The 13966-nt window shown below is 64.7% G+C and carries 15 protein-coding genes and 1 tRNA gene; 7 read left to right on the top strand and 9 right to left on the bottom strand.

Features of this window, described 5'->3' with window-relative positions; all coding sequences use genetic code 11:
- Positions 1-151 precede the first annotated feature (151 nt).
- The 6 genes from ftsK to cysG all read left to right on the top strand — a co-directional run bounded on the left by ftsK (position 152) and on the right by cysG (position 7742).
- Positions 152-2581 (top strand): DNA translocase FtsK, encoded by a 2430-nt coding sequence (gene ftsK, locus FBY21_RS08420; protein ID WP_139233688.1) that lies wholly within the window; start codon positions 152-154, stop codon positions 2579-2581.
- A 29-nt stretch (positions 2582-2610) separates the two neighbouring features.
- Positions 2611-3237 carry an outer membrane lipoprotein chaperone LolA gene (lolA, locus tag FBY21_RS08415; RefSeq protein WP_074972582.1) on the top strand — a complete coding sequence of 209 codons (627 nt, stop codon included), beginning with the start codon at positions 2611-2613 and terminating at the stop codon, positions 3235-3237.
- Between the two features lie 18 nt (positions 3238-3255).
- Complete coding sequence (locus tag FBY21_RS08410) at positions 3256-4578, top strand: replication-associated recombination protein A (RefSeq protein ID WP_044406337.1); 1323 nt, start codon at positions 3256-3258, stop codon at positions 4576-4578.
- Positions 4575-4955 carry a fluoride efflux transporter CrcB gene (gene crcB / locus FBY21_RS08405; protein ID WP_044406340.1) on the top strand — a complete coding sequence of 127 codons (381 nt, stop codon included), beginning with the start codon at positions 4575-4577 and terminating at the stop codon, positions 4953-4955. The genes FBY21_RS08410 and crcB overlap by 4 nt, the downstream gene beginning before the upstream one ends.
- A gap of 16 nt (positions 4956-4971) precedes the next feature.
- Positions 4972-6252 (top strand): serine--tRNA ligase, encoded by a 1281-nt coding sequence (gene serS, locus FBY21_RS08400; RefSeq protein WP_142010287.1) that lies wholly within the window; start codon positions 4972-4974, stop codon positions 6250-6252.
- A 98-nt stretch (positions 6253-6350) separates the two neighbouring features.
- On the top strand, positions 6351-7742 hold the full coding sequence (cysG, locus tag FBY21_RS08395; protein WP_107328426.1) for a siroheme synthase CysG: 1392 nt from the start codon (positions 6351-6353) through the stop codon (positions 7740-7742).
- Here the strand turns inward: cysG and FBY21_RS08390 are convergent.
- From FBY21_RS08390 to FBY21_RS08360, 7 genes are all read right to left on the bottom strand, one after another.
- A complete protein-coding gene (locus tag FBY21_RS08390) occupies positions 7730-8731 on the bottom strand; it encodes a glutathione S-transferase family protein (RefSeq protein ID WP_142010284.1) in 1002 nt (333 codons plus the stop codon). The two genes, cysG and FBY21_RS08390, sit on opposite strands and share 13 nt — an antisense overlap.
- 74 nt (positions 8732-8805) lie before the next feature.
- Complete coding sequence (locus FBY21_RS08385) at positions 8806-9801, bottom strand: glycosyl transferase family protein (RefSeq protein ID WP_142010281.1); 996 nt, start codon at positions 9799-9801, stop codon at positions 8806-8808.
- Entirely contained in the window at positions 9798-10133 is a 336-nt protein-coding gene (locus FBY21_RS08380) for a TusE/DsrC/DsvC family sulfur relay protein (RefSeq protein ID WP_069561068.1), read from the bottom strand. The genes FBY21_RS08385 and FBY21_RS08380 overlap by 4 nt, the downstream gene beginning before the upstream one ends.
- On the bottom strand, positions 10130-10432 hold the full coding sequence (gene tusB / locus FBY21_RS08375) for a sulfurtransferase complex subunit TusB (protein WP_142010279.1): 303 nt from the start codon (positions 10430-10432) through the stop codon (positions 10130-10132). The genes FBY21_RS08380 and tusB overlap by 4 nt, the downstream gene beginning before the upstream one ends.
- On the bottom strand, positions 10432-10791 hold the full coding sequence (gene tusC / locus FBY21_RS08370) for a sulfurtransferase complex subunit TusC (RefSeq protein WP_142010276.1): 360 nt from the start codon (positions 10789-10791) through the stop codon (positions 10432-10434). Before tusC ends, tusB begins: the two co-directional genes overlap by 1 nt.
- Entirely contained in the window at positions 10791-11183 is a 393-nt protein-coding gene (gene tusD / locus FBY21_RS08365; protein WP_142010274.1) for a sulfurtransferase complex subunit TusD, read from the bottom strand. Before tusD ends, tusC begins: the two co-directional genes overlap by 1 nt.
- A gap of 103 nt (positions 11184-11286) precedes the next feature.
- The gene (locus FBY21_RS08360) at positions 11287-11955 is read right to left on the bottom strand and encodes a Bax inhibitor-1/YccA family protein (RefSeq protein ID WP_044406370.1); all 669 of its coding nucleotides are present in this window, start codon (positions 11953-11955) and stop codon (positions 11287-11289) included.
- Between the two features lie 131 nt (positions 11956-12086).
- Between FBY21_RS08360 and FBY21_RS08355 the strand changes: the two genes are divergently transcribed.
- A tRNA-Ser gene (locus FBY21_RS08355) sits at positions 12087-12174 on the top strand.
- Between the two features lie 121 nt (positions 12175-12295).
- On the opposite strand, the gene FBY21_RS08350 is transcribed toward FBY21_RS08355, so the two are convergent.
- Together FBY21_RS08350 and FBY21_RS08345 are read right to left on the bottom strand one after the other, a co-directional pair.
- Positions 12296-13465 (bottom strand): Arm DNA-binding domain-containing protein, encoded by a 1170-nt coding sequence (locus tag FBY21_RS08350; RefSeq protein WP_142010271.1) that lies wholly within the window; start codon positions 13463-13465, stop codon positions 12296-12298.
- Positions 13466-13600: 135 nt separating this feature from the next.
- Complete coding sequence (locus FBY21_RS08345) at positions 13601-13900, bottom strand: hypothetical protein (protein ID WP_253543684.1); 300 nt, start codon at positions 13898-13900, stop codon at positions 13601-13603.
- Between the last annotated feature and the right edge of the window lie 66 nt (positions 13901-13966).

Genomic DNA, 13966 nt, shown 5'->3' with positions numbered 1-13966 from the left:
GAGCACTGCGCAAGACGCTGCGGGCTATGCTACACCGAAGCAGGAAGCGTCAGCAAAACGCACCCGCCGCGCCGTGTGCGCTGTGGCGTCCGAGCGTTAAACCCGTACAATGGGCGTCTTTTTCGCCCCTGATCGAATCTTGGACGCGCCAATGGCGCAGGAAACCAGGCGTTTGAAGAATTCCACCCCCTCTGCCCAGATTCCAGTCTGGCGACAGCAATTGCACTCCCGCTTGAAAGAGGGAGCGCTGATTGCGCTGGGCGCCTTGTGCCTCTATCTCTGGATGGCGCTGCTTACCTACGACTCCACCGACCCGGGCTGGACCCACACCAGTAACGTCGAGCAGGTCCAGAATGCCGCTGGCCGCCTGGGCGCCTGGTCCGCCGACATCCTGTTCATGGCGCTGGGCTATTTCGCCTATGTCTTCCCGTTGCTGCTGGGAATCAAGACGCTGCAGGTCTTCCGCCACCGTCACCAGCCCATCGACTGGAGCGGCTGGTTGTTCTCCTGGCGATTGATTGGCCTGGTCTTTCTGGTACTGGCCGGTGCTGCGCTGGCCGATATCCACTTCCAGGACAGCGTCGGCATGCCGGCTTCTGCCGGTGGCGCGTTGGGCGAGAGCCTCGCCCATCTCTCGGTCAATGCGTTGAACGTGCAGGGCAGTACGCTGTTGTTCTTTGCCCTGTTTCTGTTTGGCCTCACCGTGTTCACTGACCTGTCCTGGTTCAAGGTGATGGACCTGACCGGCAAGATCACCCTCGATCTGGTGGAGCTGATCCAGAGCCTGATCACCCGTTGGTGGAACGCCCGCATGGAGCGCAAGCAGCTGGTTGCCAAGCTCCGCGAGGTCGATGACCGCGTCACCGAGGTGGCAGCCCCGGTTGTCAAGGACACCCGCGAGCAGGCCAAGGTCAAGGAACGCCTGATCGAGCGCGAGGAATCTCTTGCCAAGCACATGACCGAGCGGGAAAGCCGTCCGGCGCCCACCATTGCGCCGCCGCCGCCACCCAAGCCTGCCGAGCCCAGCAAACGCGTTCAGAAGGAGAAGCAGGTCCCGCTCTTCATCGACAGCGCAGTGGAAGGAACCTTGCCGCCCATCTCCCTGTTGGATGCTGCCGAGAAGAAGCAGAAGAGCTTCTCGCCGGAGTCGCTCGAGGCCATGTCGCGCCTGCTGGAGATCAAGCTGAAGGAGTTCGGCGTCGAGGTCATGGTGGAGTCCGTCCACCCGGGCCCGGTGATCACCCGCTTCGAAATCCAGCCGGCGGCTGGCGTCAAGGTCAGCCGCATCTCCAACCTAGCGAAGGACCTGGCCCGTTCCCTGGCGGTGATCAGCGTGCGCGTGGTCGAGGTCATTCCCGGCAAGACCACCGTTGGTATCGAGATCCCCAACGAAGACCGGCAGATCGTGCGCTTCTCCGAAGTGCTGTCCTCCACCGAGTACGACGACGCCAAATCGCCGGTCACGCTGGCCCTGGGGCACGACATCGGCGGTCGGCCGGTCATCGCCGACCTCGCCAAGATGCCTCACCTTCTGGTGGCCGGTACCACCGGCTCCGGTAAGTCGGTGGGCGTGAACGCCATGATCCTGTCGATCCTCTTCAAGTCCACGCCGGAACAGGCGCGGATGATCATGATCGACCCCAAGATGCTCGAACTCTCCATCTATGAAGGCATCCCGCATCTGCTTTGTCCTGTGGTGACGGACATGAAGGAAGCGGCCAACGCCCTGCGCTGGAGCGTTGCCGAGATGGAGCGCCGCTACAAGCTGATGGCGGCGATGGGGGTGCGTAACCTGGCGGGCTTCAACCGCAAGGTGAAGGACGCCGAAGAGGCCGGCACGCCGCTGCCCGACCCGCTTTATCGTCGCGAGAGCATGGAAGATGAAGCACCCCTGCTGAAACAGTTGCCCACCATCGTCGTGGTCGTCGACGAATTCGCCGACATGATGATGATCGTCGGCAAGAAGGTCGAAGAACTCATCGCCCGTATCGCCCAGAAGGCGCGGGCAGCGGGCATCCACCTGATCCTCGCCACCCAGCGTCCGTCGGTGGATGTGATCACCGGCCTGATCAAGGCGAACATCCCCACCCGCATGGCGTTCCAGGTCTCCAGCAAGATCGACTCCCGCACCATCCTCGACCAGGGCGGCGCCGAGCAGCTGCTGGGTCACGGCGACATGCTCTACCTGCCGCCGGGCACCGGCCTGCCGATCCGTGTCCATGGCGCCTTCGTCTCCGACGACGAAGTGCACCGTGTGGTGGAAGCCTGGAAGTTGCGTGGCGCACCCGACTACATCGAAGACATCCTCGCCGGCGTGGAGGAGGGCGGTGGTGCCTCCGGGAGCTTCGAAGGTGGTGAGGGTGGTAGCGAGGGCAGCGAAGATGACCCGCTGTATGACGAGGCCGTACGTTTCGTCACCGAAAGCCGTCGTGCCTCCATCTCGGCAGTCCAGCGCAAGCTGAAGATCGGCTACAACCGCGCTGCCCGGATGATCGAAGCCATGGAGATGGCCGGTGTGGTCACTCCGATGAACTCCAACGGCTCGCGCGACGTGGTCGCTCCCGCGCCGATCCGCGATTAACCCTGAACGGTTCACTCAAGAGGATTCCCATGCGCCTGATCCGCATGCTGCTCGTCGCTGCCCTCGGCTTTGTCGCCTCCCAGGTGCAGGCAGACGACCAGGTGGCCATTTCCCGCCTGACCGAAATGCTCAACAAGGCCCAGACCATCACCGGCCGCTTTTCCCAGCTGACCCTGGACGGCTCCGGCACCCAACTGCAGGAAACCTCCGGCGAGCTGGCGCTCAAGCGTCCCGGTCTGTTCCGCTGGCACACCGACGAGCCCATGGAGCAGCTGCTCGTCTCCAATGGCGAGAAGGTCTGGCTGTATGACCCGGACCTGCAGCAGGTCACCATCCAGACCCTGGACCAGCGCCTGACCCACACCCCGGCCCTGCTGCTGTCCGGTGACGTTTCGAAGATCAGCGAGAACTTCGAGATCACCCACAAGGAAGGCGGTGACGTGGTCGACTTCATCCTCAAGCCCAAGGCCAAGGACACCCTGTTCGACACCCTGCGCCTGTCCTTCCGCAACGGCGTGATCAACGACATGCAACTGATCGACAGCGTCGGCCAGCGCACCAACATCCTGTTCCTCGGGGTGAAGATGAACCAGAAACTCGATGCCGCGCAGTTCGACTTCAAGATCCCCGAAGGCGCCGACGTCATCCAGGAATAACGGAGCCCACCGCGTCCCATGGACCTGTTCCGCAGCGAACCCCTCGCCCAGCCACTGGCCGCGCGTCTGCGCGCCACCACGCTGGACGAGTACGTCGGGCAGGAGCACCTCCTGGCGCCGGGCAAGCCCCTGCGGGAGGCCCTTGAGCAGGGCGCGCTTCACTCGATGATCTTCTGGGGGCCCCCCGGGGTGGGCAAGACCACCCTGGCCAAGCTCCTGGCCCAGGTCAGCGACGCGCATTTCGAGACCATCTCCGCCGTGCTCTCGGGCGTGAAGGAGATTCGTCAGTCCGTCGAGATGGCCCGTCAGCAGGCTGCTCAATACGGTCGGCGCACCATCCTTTTCGTCGATGAAGTGCACCGCTTCAACAAATCCCAGCAGGATGCCTTCCTCCCCTACGTGGAAGACGGCACGCTGATCTTCATCGGCGCCACCACCGAGAATCCCTCCTTCGAGCTGAACAACGCGCTGCTGTCCCGTGCTCGGGTCTACGTGCTCAAGAGCCTCGACGAGCCGGCGATGCGTCGCCTCGTCGGGCGAGCGCTCAATGAGGAGAAGGGGTTGGGCAAGCGCAAGCTGAGCCTCTCGGATGAAGCCTTCTCCATTCTCGTCGCAGCGGCGGATGGCGACGGTCGCCGGTTGCTCAACCTGCTGGAGAACGCTGCTGACCTCGCCGAAGATGGCAGCGAGATCGCCCCCGAATTGCTGCAGAACCTGCTGGGCGACAGCCGCCGGCGGTTCGACAAGGGTGGCGAGGCCTTCTACGACCAGATTTCCGCCTTGCACAAATCCGTGCGCGGCTCCAGTCCCGACGGCGCGCTCTATTGGTACGCGCGGATGATCGATGGCGGTTGCGATCCGCTCTACATCGCCCGTCGCGTGGTACGCATGGCCAGCGAAGACATTGGTAACGCCGACCCACGGGCGCTCAGCCTGTGCCTCGCCGCCTGGGATGTGCAGGAGCGCCTCGGCAGCCCCGAGGGCGAGCTGGCCGTGGCCCAGGCCATCGTCTACCTGGCCTGCGCGCCCAAGAGCAACGCGGTCTACACGGCTTTCAAGGCCGCCATGCGCGACGTGGCCGAGAACGGCTCCCGCGAGGTGCCGCTGCACCTGCGCAACGCGCCGACCAAGCTGATGAAGCAGCTCGGCTATGGGGACGAATACCGCTACGCCCACGACGAGCCCGATGCCTATGCCGCTGGGGAGGACTATTTCCCCGAAGACCTCGAGCCGCGTCGTTACTACGAGCCGGTGCCCCGAGGCCTGGAACTCAAGATCCGCGACAAGCTCGAGCACCTCGCCACGCTCGATGCCCGTAGCCCGAGGAAGAGACGCCCATGACGCCGCTGCCCTTGCTGCTCTCCGTCTCCCTGGGCGGCGTTGCCGGCACCCTGCTGCGCTTCGCCACGGCCAACTGGGTCTCGGCGCACTGGCCTCGGCACTTCTACCTCGGTACTCTTGCCGTCAATATCGTCGGCTGCCTGCTCATCGGCTTCCTTTATGGCCTGTTTCTGCAGCGGCCGGAGGTGCCGATCGAGCTTCGTGCAGGCTTGATCGTCGGATTTCTCGGCGGCCTGACGACGTTTTCTTCGTTTTCCCTCGACACGTTGCGCCTGCTGGAGAGCGGCCAGGTTCCCCTGGCCCTCGGCTATGCGGCAATCAGCGTGCTGGGTGGTCTGCTTGCGACCTGGGCAGGCCTGACTTTGACCAAATTCTGATAGACGGGAACCTCACATGCTCGACTCCAAACTGGTACGCACCCAGACCCAGGACGTGGCCCAGCGCCTCGCCGCCCGTGGCTTCCAACTGGACGTGGCGCGCCTCGAATCCCTGGAAAACCAGCGCAAGGCCGTGCAGACCCGCACCGAGCAGTTGCAGGCCGAGCGCAATGCCCGCTCCAAGTCCATCGGCCAGGCCAAGCAGCGCGGTGAGGACATTGCACCGCTGCTGGCCGATGTGGACCGCATGGGCGGCGAGCTGGAAGAGGGTAAGCGTGAACTCGACCGCATCCAGGCCGAGCTGGATGGCCTGCTGCTGACCATCCCCAACATCCCCCACGAGTCCGTTCCGGTGGGCGCGGATGAAGAGGGCAACGTCGAGGTTCGTCGCTGGGGCACCCCGCGCAGCTTCGATTTCGAGATCAAGGACCACGTCGCCCTGGGCGAGCAGCATGGCTGGCTGGACTTCGAAACCGCCGCCAAGCTCTCCGGTGCCCGCTTCGCCCTGTTGCGCGGCCCTATCGCCCGTCTGCACCGTGCCCTGGCTCAGTTCATGATCAACCTGCACACCGGTGATCATGGCTACGAAGAGGCCTACACCCCCTATCTGGTCCAGGCGCCCGCGCTGCAGGGTACCGGCCAGCTGCCGAAGTTCGAGGAAGACCTGTTCAAGATCAGCCGTGAGAACGAGGCCGACTTCTACCTCATCCCCACCGCCGAAGTGTCCCTGACCAACATCGTGGCGGGCGAGATTCTCGACGCCAAGCAATTGCCGCTGAAGTTCGTCGCCCACACCCCGTGCTTCCGCAGCGAGGCGGGTGCATCCGGCCGTGACACCCGCGGCATGATCCGCCAGCACCAGTTCGACAAGGTCGAGATGGTGCAGATCGTCGAGCCGTCCAGGTCCTTCGAAGCCCTGGAATCCATGACTGGCAATGCCGAGCGCGTGTTGCAACTGCTGGAGCTGCCGTACCGCGTGCTCGCCCTGTGCACCGGTGACATGGGCTTTTCCGCCACCAAGACCTACGACCTCGAAGTCTGGGTGCCGAGCCAGGACAAGTACCGCGAGATTTCCTCCTGCTCCAACTGCGGTGACTTCCAGGCCCGCCGCATGCAGGCGCGCTACCGCAACCCGGAAACCGGCAAGCCGGAGTTGGTCCACACCCTCAACGGCTCCGGCCTGGCCGTAGGCCGGACCCTGGTGGCCGTGCTGGAGAACTACCAGCAGGCGGACGGTAGCATTCGTGTGCCCGAGGTGCTCAAACCCTACATGGGCGGCATCGACATCATCGGCTGATTGCCTGCGCCCGCACCGGCGTCTGCCAGCCTGTCCAGCCCGCGTCTCGGCCTCTGCCGACGCGGGCTGTTTCTTCCCGATTCACCCAGGGCTTTTCCATGGATTTCCTACCGCTGTTCCACAACCTCCAGGGTCGTCATGTGCTTGTCGTCGGGGGTGGAGAGATCGCCCTGCGCAAGGCGCGCCTGCTGGCGGACGCCGGCGCCTGCCTGCGGGTTGTGGCGCCGGAGATCGACAGTCAGCTGGTGGCATTGGTCGAGCAGTCCCAGGGGTTGGTGCATCGCCGTGGGTATGCCTCGGGTGACCTGGAGGGCGCGGTGCTGGTCATTGCCGCCACCGATGACGAGCCGCTCAACGCGCAGATTTCCCGCGATGCCCAGGCGCGTGGCGTGCCGGTCAACGTGGTGGATGCGCCGGCCCTGTGCAGCGTCATCTTCCCTGCCATCGTCGACCGCTCGCCGTTGATCGTCGCGGTGTCCAGTGCGGGGGATGCGCCTGTCCTGGCCCGGCTGATCCGCGCCAAGATCGAGACCTGGATCCCATCCGCCTATGGCCAGTTGGCCGGCCTGGCCAAGCGCTTCCGCCAGCAGGTCAAGCAACTGTTCCCCGACGTGCAGCAGCGCCGGGTGTTCTGGGAGGACGTCTTCCAGGGGCCGATCGCCGAACGCGTGCTGTCTGGGCAACCCGCCGAAGCCGAGCGAATGCTCGCCGAGCGGGTCGCGGGCGGTGCGCCCAAGCCTCTGGGCGAGGTGTACCTGGTGGGGGCTGGCCCGGGCGATCCGGACCTGCTCACCTTCCGCGCCCTGCGGCTGATGCAGCAGGCGGATGTGGTGCTCTACGACCGCCTGGTGGCCGAGCCCATCATCGAGATGTGCCGGCGTGACGCCGAGCGGATCTACGTGGGCAAGCGCCGCGCGGACCATGCCGTCCCCCAGGAGCAGATCAATCGCCTGCTCATCGACCTGGCCAAGCAGGGCAAGCGGGTGCTGCGGCTGAAAGGTGGTGACCCGTTCATCTTCGGCCGGGGTGGCGAGGAGATCGGCGAACTGGCCGCCCATGGCATCCCCTTCCAGGTGGTGCCGGGCATCACCGCTGCCTCCGGTTGCGCCGCTTATGCCGGCATCCCGCTGACCCACCGCGACCATGCGCAGTCGGTGCGCTTCGTCACCGGGCACCTGAAGGATGGCAGCAGCGACCTGCCCTGGGCTGACCTGACTTCGCCCGGCCAGACGCTGGTGTTCTACATGGGCTTGGTGGGCCTGCCGATCATCTGCGAGCAGTTGGTGCGCCATGGCCGCTCAGCGGATACGCCGGCGGCGCTTGTGCAGCAGGGCACCACCCGCAATCAGCGGGTGTTCACCGGCACCCTGGGCAACCTGCCGCAATTGGTGGCCGAGCACGAAGTCCACGCGCCGACGCTGGTGATCGTCGGCGAGGTGGTCAAACTGCGTGACCAGCTCGCCTGGTTCGAAGGCGCTCAGGCGGACTGAGCAATGCCGCGCCCCGGCAGGTGATCGCGAGCGTGGGCGCTCAGCAGGTCGAGTTCGGGGCCGAGGGGGATGATCCCGGTCGGGTTGATGGTCCGGTGGCTGGCGTAGTAGTGGCCCTTGATATGGGTGAAGTCCACTGTCTCCACAATCCCGGGCCATTGGTACAGCTCCCTCAACCAGCCTGAAAGATTGGGATAGTCCGCCAGGCGCTTGAGGTTGCACTTGAAGTGCCCGTGGTAGATCGCGTCGAAGCGGATCAGGGTGGTGAACAGCCGCCAATCGGCCTCGGTGACGTGCTGGCCCGCCAGGTAGCGGGACTCAGCCAGTCGCGCCTCCAGGGCATCCAGCTCCCCGAACAGCGTGGTCACCGCCTCTTCATAGGCCGCCTGGGTGGTGGCGAAGCCGGCCCGGTAGACACCGTTGTTCACCGCCGGGTAGATGCGTTCGTTCCAGGCGTCGATATCGGTCCGCAGCGGGGCAGGGTAGAGATCGAGTGTGTTGCCGGTCAGTTCATCGAAGGCGCTGTTGAACATCCGGATGATCTCGGATGACTCGTTGCTGACGATCCGCTGCTGCTGCGTGTCCCAGAGTACCGGCACGGTCACCCGGCCGCTGTAGGTCGGGTCTTCCCGGGTATAGAGCTGGTGCAGGAAATCCAGGCCATGGAGCGCGTCGCCGGTTGAGCCCTGTGCCCGGTCGAAGGTCCAGCCGTTTTCCCGCATCAGCCAGCTCACCACTGAAACACCGATCAGCGATTCCAGCCCTTTCAGGCGACGCACGATCAGGGTGCGGTGAGCCCAGGGGCACGCCAGGGATACGTAGAGGTGATAGCGCCCGGCCTCTGCCTTGAAGCCGCCGACACCACTCGGACCTGGCTCGCCGTCACGGGTGATCCAGTTGCGGCGCCGGGCGTCCTCGCGCTTGAAACGCCCATCCCCGGACGTGTCGTACCAGGTGTCGTGCCATGTGCCGTCGACCAGCAATCCCATTGTCCTGACCTCGTTGAAATGCGAGGCGCCAGTCTAGAGGCGATGAGGCGGGCAGAGGGATGAAGAATCCGGGTTCAGGTTATCGACGGTATCGATGGATTGCGCTGTGCCCACAGCCGCTCGGCCTCGGCAAATGCCGCGTCCCGGTCGTGGCCCAGGCCGCGCAGGGCGAGCGCCATAGTGGCCGTGACAGCTAACTGGCCGTAGCTGTCGTCCCGGCTTCCGTGCCATAGGCCCAGCAGTTGGTCGACGGCCAGGCGCTCAGGCTTCACATGGCGCAGTGCGGAAAGTGCCGGCCAGTCCTCGTCCCATACCTCGCCATCGCGGGTACCGAACAGGGTGCAGGCGCTGTCAGGGTTGACCTCGATCTCGCCGCCTTCGCCCTTGATCACCACCGAGGTGTCGCCCAGCAGGCGGCTCGCCTCGCGATGCACGGCCTGGTAGCCCGGGTGGAAGATGCTCTGCAGGCCGCAGCGGGCCTGGAGCGGGTTCAGCACGCGTGCGAGTGAGTGGATGGGCGAGCGCAGCCCGAGCACGTTGCGAAGGTCGATCATCCGTTGCAGGCGCGGCGCCCAGGCCCCCAGGGAAATGAAGGCGATGTTGTGACGGACCAGTGCGGCTTCGACAGCCGACCAGTCTGCGCAGTCGGGAATGCCCAGGCACTCCAGATACTGTTCCGTATAGACCCGTCCCGCCGTATGCAGGCCGCCACCGTGCAGCAGGATGCGGTACCCACCCTGGGCCAGGGCCTTGGCCGCCAGCAGGAACCAGGGGTGATGGCGCTTCTTGCCCGCATAGCTCGGCCAATCCAGGTCGATTGGCAGGCGAGGAGCGTCATTGCGTGCACGGAAGGCTTCGGTGAAGCCCGCCAGCTCTTCGGCGCTTTCCTCCTTGTGCCGCAGCAGCATCAGGAAGGCACCGAGCTGGGCCTCTTCCACTTCGCCGTCCAGCAGCATGCCCATGGCATCGCGAGCTTCTTCCCGGGTCAGGCCACGGGCGCCGCGTTTGCCTTTGCCGAGGATGCGGACGAACTGGGCGAACGGGTGTTCAGTCGGGGCTGCGGGCGTCATAGGCAATTCGTCGGTCGGGGCAGGCCGGCGAGCTTGGCGGCAAGCTTGGCAGGAGCGCCCTTGAAGAGGTGATTGAGGTGCAGGCTGTTGCCCTTTTCCGGGCCCAGCTTCTGAGCGACGTACTTGATCAGCGGGCGATTGGCCGGTGACAGCTGGAACTCGTCGTAGAAGGCGCGCAACAGTTCGAGGATTTCCCAATGGGCTGGCGTCAGCACCAGCTCCTCCCTGCGGGCCAGCGCTTCGGCGACGGCAGGGCTCCAGTCGGAGAGGTTTTCCAGGTAGCCGTCCTTGTCCAGTGCAAGGTTGCGGCCGTCATGCTCCAGGGTGTTCATAGCCAGCTGTTCACCTTGTCGTAGTCCAGGCACAGCGCCACGAAGCGCGGGTAGTCCAAGGCGGTGCAATGGCAGGGGAGGTCGGTCAGGGCGCGGGCCAGGATGTCTTCCTCCAGGGCGAACAGCGCCACCTGGGCAGGGAGCTGGTCCAGCTTCAGCCTGGGAGCGGAGCCCTGGCGCAGGGCCTGGACTGCCTCACCCGTCAGCAGCAGGGCATCGCCTTGGTCGAGCACGCGCAGGCAACTGGCAAAGCGGCTGTCGCCGAACGGTGAGTGGGAAAGGATATGCAGCGTACTCATCAGAGGGTCACCACCAGGTCATGGCGCGCGATGAGGGCGCGCAGCGCCTCGTCATCCAGTGGCTGGGCAGGCAGGGCCAGGTGCGAGGCATCCAGCCCGCGTTCCTGCAGGCTGTAGGCGCAGGCGAACAGATCCTCGATCCCGAACAGTGGCAAGGCCTGCAGATTGGCACTGAGGTCTTTCTGCTGAATATGGTGGGGAGCTTGGTCAGGCGTCAGCTGGAAGACGCCGTCATCCATGAACAGCATGGCCAGCGGCAGATCGAAGGCACCACCGGCCAGCGCGATGTCCAGCGCCTCGCGGGCGCTGGGGCCAGAGCCTGGCGCGCGACGGCTGATGATGAGCATGGACTTGGCCATCAGTCCCCCCCGAAGCAGACCAGCCGGTCTGCCAGTTGAGCGGCTTCGTGCAACTGCCCGAGGCCGGAAAGTGTCCATCCACCCGCCAGGTTGGCCGCCTCTCGGCCGTACCGCGCCGCCTCCTCGGCATTCAGCACGCCCCGGCGCAACGCAGCGGCGATGCACACCACGCCGTCCAGTTGATGAGCCGCGACCAGTGCCTGCCATTCCCGCGCCGTATCGGTTTCATCCTGCGGTGCGACGACGTTGGCCGAGGCGCTGTGCACGCCGTCCTGGTAGAAGAACAGCCGCACCACTTCATGGCTGGCCGCGAGCACGGCTTCGGTGAAGCGCAGCGCCCGGCGAGAGGCTGGCGAGTGGGGCGGGGAGAAGAGGGCGATGGCGAATTTCATGGAGCAGATCGTCTTGAATGCAGGGCGCCATGATAAGGCTTGGGACGTCGTTTTGCAGGCAAGAAAAAGCCCGCCGAAGCGGGCTTTCCTTGAGGCTGCGGGATCAGTCGTCGCCGCTCATCACACCGAAGATCTGCAGCAGGCTGACGAACAGGTTGTAGATCGACACGTACAGGCTGATGGTCGCCATGATGTAGTTGCGCTCGCCGCCGTGGATGATCGCACTGGTCTGGAACAGGATGCAGACCGAGGAGAACACCACGAAGCCAGCGCTGATCGCCAGTTGCAGGCCGCTGATGTCGAAGAAGAAGCTGGCCAGCATGGCGCCGATCAGGACGAAGAACCCAGCGGTGATGAAACCGCCCAGGAAGCTCATGTCCTTGCGGGTGGTCAGCACATAGGCCGACAGGCCGAAGAACACCAGCGCCGTCATGGCGAACGCCGAGGCTACTACTTCACCGCCGTTGGGCATGCCCAGGTAGCGGTTGAGGATGGGGCCGAGGGTGTAGCCCATGAAGCCGGTCAGGGCGAAGGTGGACAGCAGGCCCCAGGCGGAATTGCGCAGTTTCACGGTCAGGAAGAACAGACCGTAGAAGCCCAGCAGCACCACGAAGATGCTCGGGTAGCCGACGCGCATCTGCTGCGCGACGTAGGCGACCAGGCCGCTGAAGGCCAGGGTCAGCGCCAGAAGGCCATAGGTGTTGCGCAGCACCCGGCTGACTTCGAGGTCGCCGGCCTGCGCCTGGCTGATTGCGTAATCGTGATCGCTCATTTGCATGACTCCTGCAAGTTTGTAAGGTCCGTGACCGCAGTCGGGCGAAATGATAACAGAGCGCACGAACGTCCCACGTGACAGAGTTTGACAGCGTGTTGCGTTCGGGTACTATTGCCGCCCGCAAATGCGGAAGTGTGGCCGAGTGGTTGAAGGCAGCGGTCTTGAAAACCGCCGACGGGAAACTGTCCGTGAGTTCGAATCTCACCGCTTCCGCCATCTAAGTAGTTGTTTTCATTGAGGTTTTTAAATCGAAACCCGCAAAAGGGAACGATTTGGGAACATTTTGGGAACAGCGCATGAAAAAGGGGGCCTTTCGAGGCCCCCTTTTTTGTTGCTTTCAGATCAGTTTGAGCGCCTGGTTCAGCAGGCCGACGACGTCTGGCCCGTCCGTGCTGATCCACTTGGCGTAGTGCTTGAAGATCATCGCCGTGGACGTGTGGCCCATCTGGTCGGCGATCCACTCCGGTGTGGCTATTCCGCTGGACAGCATCTGGCTGGCGAAGGTGTGGCGGCACTGGTTCGGGCCGCGTTGGCGGACGCCGGCCTTCTTCAGGTGCCCATTCCACCATCCGTTGCGCAGCGTGTCTGAGGTCGAGAAGGCTTCGCCGCTGGCTGTGTTGTGGAAGACGAAGCGCACCTTCTGCGCCTTCCTGGTGCGGTTGTCGCGGTCGATCACCTCGATCGGCACCGGCTTCAGGTTCCGGGTCAGCGGCGCCTGGCGCTGCAGCGCGCGCAGGGCAGGGGCGAGCAGCTGCACCTTCCGGGTTGAGCGGCGCGTCTTGGTCACCTTGTGCTGGCTGCGCACCCTGGCGCGGCGGAAGGTCACCGTACCGGCCTCGAGGTCGACGTCCTCCCAGGCCAGCGCAAGCGCCTCGCTCACACGTGGGCCGCTCCACAGCATGAACTCGATGAGATTCAGCTCCGCCTGGCGATGGGTAGGCGTGCCGAGGATGCTCTCGATCTCCTCCCGGGTGAACGGATCCGGGTCCTCGGCGTCCGGCAGGGTGATCTCGATGCCATCGGTTGGATCATGCGCAGATCGGTTGCGCGTGCGGTACAGGCGGAAGATCTGCCGCAGGTTGCTCACCACCTCGCGCACCGTCTTGTTGTGCAGCTTGGGCATCAGCGTGTTCTGCACCCAGTCCTGCACGTCCAGGTGGTCGATGGTGTCCGCCTGGCATTCGCCCCAGCGCGGGCGGATGTGGGTCTCCACCCGGCTGCAATAGCCGCGAAAGCCGCTGGGGGCCATCTTGTTGCGCTTGATGTCCAGCCACAGATCGATGTAGTGGCCGAGGGTGTTGGTCTTGACCTTCGGGGAGTCCGGGAAGTGCCGGGCATAGCTGAAGGTGCCCGCCTTGATTTCGTAATTGATCATCCCCACCAGGCGCTCGGCCTGGGCGATGTTCTCCGGAGTGGCCTCCCCGGGAAAGGGCTCCCGGCACAGCTCGCCGTCATAGCGGAAATACACGCGCACGGTCCTGCCGCGCACCTCGACACCATCAGCCATCTGTGTCCCCACACATAAGAAAACGGCGCCAGTCTAGGGGCACCGTGAAGGCTCGGCCCCGCGAGGGGCCGAGAATTGCGCATCGTCGATTCTTGTTGGATGGCCCAGCGCCGAAGGGCGCCGGGCCTGGGGGCATTAAGCCTTGCAGCCGCAGTGGGTGAAGCGCGAGCAACCGTAGTCGAGGCCCTCGCGTGGCTGCTCCTGGAGCAGATCGGGAGCCAGGCCCAGCTTCCTGGCCAGCGCCTCGGCCGCCTGGGCCGCGCCGGAGGTGCAGCTCGCGGTGGGCTTGTAGCCGCGCGCCCTGGCGATGTAGGTCCCGGTGCTCTGGCGCACGTTGATGGTGATGGGCTCGGTACACACCGCAGTGGCCATGGTCTGGCGGTCGTCAGCAGTGGTAGCCTGTGCGCCACTGACTTCGGGGGCTTGTGCTTGCATGGTGCTTCTCCTTGGGGTTGGTCAGGCCCTGGTGAGTTGCCGCTCGCCGGGGCCTTCTTGTTTCTG

The sequence above is a fragment of the Pseudomonas sp. SLBN-26 genome (assembly GCF_006715895.1).
In the GTDB taxonomy this organism is placed as follows: Bacteria; Pseudomonadota; Gammaproteobacteria; order Pseudomonadales; family Pseudomonadaceae; genus Metapseudomonas; species Metapseudomonas otitidis.
This window is presented reverse-complemented; position numbering and strand designations above follow the sequence as displayed.

Bases quoted from the DNA above. Each gene is read 5' to 3' on its own strand.
- cysG (WP_107328426.1), top strand. From the start codon at position 6,351: ATGGATTTCCTACCGCTGTTCCACAACCTCCAGGGTCGTCATGTGCTT.
- lolA (WP_074972582.1), top strand. From the start codon at position 2,611: ATGCGCCTGATCCGCATGCTGCTCGTCGCTGCCCTCGGCTTTGTCGCC.
- FBY21_RS08380 (WP_069561068.1), bottom strand. From the start codon at position 10,133: ATGAACACCCTGGAGCATGACGGCCGCAACCTTGCACTGGACAAGGAC.
- FBY21_RS08410 (WP_044406337.1), top strand. From the start codon at position 3,256: ATGGACCTGTTCCGCAGCGAACCCCTCGCCCAGCCACTGGCCGCGCGT.
- ftsK (WP_139233688.1), top strand. From the start codon at position 152: ATGGCGCAGGAAACCAGGCGTTTGAAGAATTCCACCCCCTCTGCCCAG.
- FBY21_RS08350 (WP_142010271.1), bottom strand. From the start codon at position 13,465: ATGGCTGATGGTGTCGAGGTGCGCGGCAGGACCGTGCGCGTGTATTTC.
- tusC (WP_142010276.1), bottom strand. From the start codon at position 10,791: ATGGCCAAGTCCATGCTCATCATCAGCCGTCGCGCGCCAGGCTCTGGC.
- tusD (WP_142010274.1), bottom strand. From the start codon at position 11,183: ATGAAATTCGCCATCGCCCTCTTCTCCCCGCCCCACTCGCCAGCCTCT.
- crcB (WP_044406340.1), top strand. From the start codon at position 4,575: ATGACGCCGCTGCCCTTGCTGCTCTCCGTCTCCCTGGGCGGCGTTGCC.
- FBY21_RS08390 (WP_142010284.1), bottom strand. From the start codon at position 8,731: ATGGGATTGCTGGTCGACGGCACATGGCACGACACCTGGTACGACACG.
- FBY21_RS08360 (WP_044406370.1), bottom strand. From the start codon at position 11,955: ATGAGCGATCACGATTACGCAATCAGCCAGGCGCAGGCCGGCGACCTC.
- FBY21_RS08345 (WP_253543684.1), bottom strand. From the start codon at position 13,900: ATGCAAGCACAAGCCCCCGAAGTCAGTGGCGCACAGGCTACCACTGCT.
- serS (WP_142010287.1), top strand. From the start codon at position 4,972: ATGCTCGACTCCAAACTGGTACGCACCCAGACCCAGGACGTGGCCCAG.
- tusB (WP_142010279.1), bottom strand. From the start codon at position 10,432: ATGAGTACGCTGCATATCCTTTCCCACTCACCGTTCGGCGACAGCCGC.
- FBY21_RS08385 (WP_142010281.1), bottom strand. From the start codon at position 9,801: ATGACGCCCGCAGCCCCGACTGAACACCCGTTCGCCCAGTTCGTCCGC.